General features: G+C 67.4%; 1 pseudogene. It reads left to right on the top strand.

From position 1 onward, the window contains the following. Positions 1-1,901: pseudogene (locus A9X04_RS26925) on the top strand (DNA-directed RNA polymerase subunit beta'); the annotation flags it as partial.

The raw sequence follows: 1,901 nt of genomic DNA, 5'->3' as shown, positions 1-1,901 counted from the left end.
GGCATCATCTGTGAGCGCTGCGGCGTCGAGGTGACCCGCGCCAAGGTGCGCCGGGAGCGGATGGGCCACATCGAGCTCGCTGCGCCCGTCACGCACATCTGGTACTTCAAGGGTGTGCCGAGCCGGCTCGGTTACCTGCTCGACCTGGCCCCGAAGGATCTCGAGAAGATCATCTACTTCGCGGCGTACGTCATCACGTCGGTCGACGACGAGATGCGGCACAACGAGCTGTCCACGCTCGAGGCCGAGATGATGGTGGAGCGCAAGGCCGTCGAGGACCAGCGCGACGCCGATCTGGAGGCCCGCGCGCAGAAGCTGGAGGCCGATCTGGCCGAGCTGGAGGCCGAGGGCGCCAAGGCCGACGCCCGCCGCAAGGTCCGCGACGGCGGCGAGCGGGAGATGCGCCAGCTCCGTGACCGGGCCCAGCGTGAGCTGGACCGGCTGGAGGACATCTGGAGCACCTTCACCAAGCTGGCCCCCAAGCAGCTGATCGTCGACGAGAACCTCTACCGCGAGCTCGTCGACCGCTATGGCGAGTACTTCACCGGCGCCATGGGCGCGGAGTCGATCCAGAAGCTCATCGAGAACTTCGACATCGACGCCGAGGCCGACTCGCTGCGTGACGTCATCCGAAACGGCAAGGGGCAGAAGAAGCTTCGCGCGCTGAAGCGGTTGAAGGTGGTCGCCGCCTTCCAGCAGTCGGGCAACTCGCCGATGGGCATGGTGCTCGACGCCGTCCCGGTGATCCCGCCGGAACTGCGCCCGATGGTGCAGCTCGACGGTGGCCGGTTCGCCACTTCGGACCTGAACGACCTGTACCGCCGGGTGATCAACCGCAACAACCGCCTCAAGAGGCTGATCGACCTCGGTGCGCCCGAGATCATCGTCAACAACGAGAAGCGGATGCTGCAGGAGTCCGTGGACGCGCTGTTCGACAACGGCCGCCGCGGCCGCCCGGTCACCGGGCCGGGTAACCGTCCGCTGAAGTCGCTGTCGGATCTGCTCAAGGGCAAGCAGGGCCGGTTCCGCCAGAACCTGCTCGGTAAGCGCGTCGACTACTCGGGCCGTTCGGTCATCGTGGTCGGCCCGCAGCTCAAGCTGCACCAGTGCGGCCTGCCCAAGCTGATGGCGCTCGAGCTGTTCAAGCCCTTCGTGATGAAGCGGCTCGTCGACCTCAACCACGCGCAGAACATCAAGAGCGCCAAGCGCATGGTGGAGCGGCAGCGCGCCCAGGTGTGGGACGTCCTCGAAGAGGTCATCGCCGAGCACCCGGTGCTGCTGAACCGCGCACCCACCCTGCACCGGCTGGGCATCCAGGCCTTCGAGCCGATGCTGGTGGAGGGCAAGGCGATTCAGCTGCACCCGCTGGTGTGTGAGGCGTTCAACGCCGACTTCGACGGTGACCAGATGGCCGTGCACCTGCCGCTCTCCGCGGAGGCGCAGGCCGAGGCCCGCATCCTGATGTTGTCTTCCAACAACATCCTGTCGCCCGCGTCCGGGCGTCCGCTGGCCATGCCGCGATTGGACATGGTGACGGGGCTGTACTTCCTGACCACCGAGGTCGCCGGCGACAAGGGCGAGTACGCGCCCGCCGCGAAGGACACCCCGGAGGTCGGCGTGTACTCCTCGCCGGCCGAGGCGATCATGGCCGCCGACCGCGGCGTGCTGTCGGTGCGGGCCAAGATCAAGGTGCGGCTGACGCAGCTGCGTCCGCCCGCCGAGATCGAGGCCGAGCTGTTCGGTGCCAACGGCTGGCAGCCCGGCGATGCCTGGATGGCCGACACCACCCTGGGCCGGGTCCTGTTCAACGAGTTGCTGCCGCACGGCTACCCGTTCGTGAACAAGCAGATGCACAAGAAGGTGCAGGCCGCCATCATCAACGACCTGGCCGAGCGCTACCC

Origin of the sequence: Mycobacterium sp. E3247 (genome assembly GCF_001667785.1) — a bacterium.
Taxonomy (GTDB): Bacteria; Actinomycetota; Actinomycetes; order Mycobacteriales; family Mycobacteriaceae; genus Mycobacterium.
This window is presented reverse-complemented; position numbering and strand designations above follow the sequence as displayed.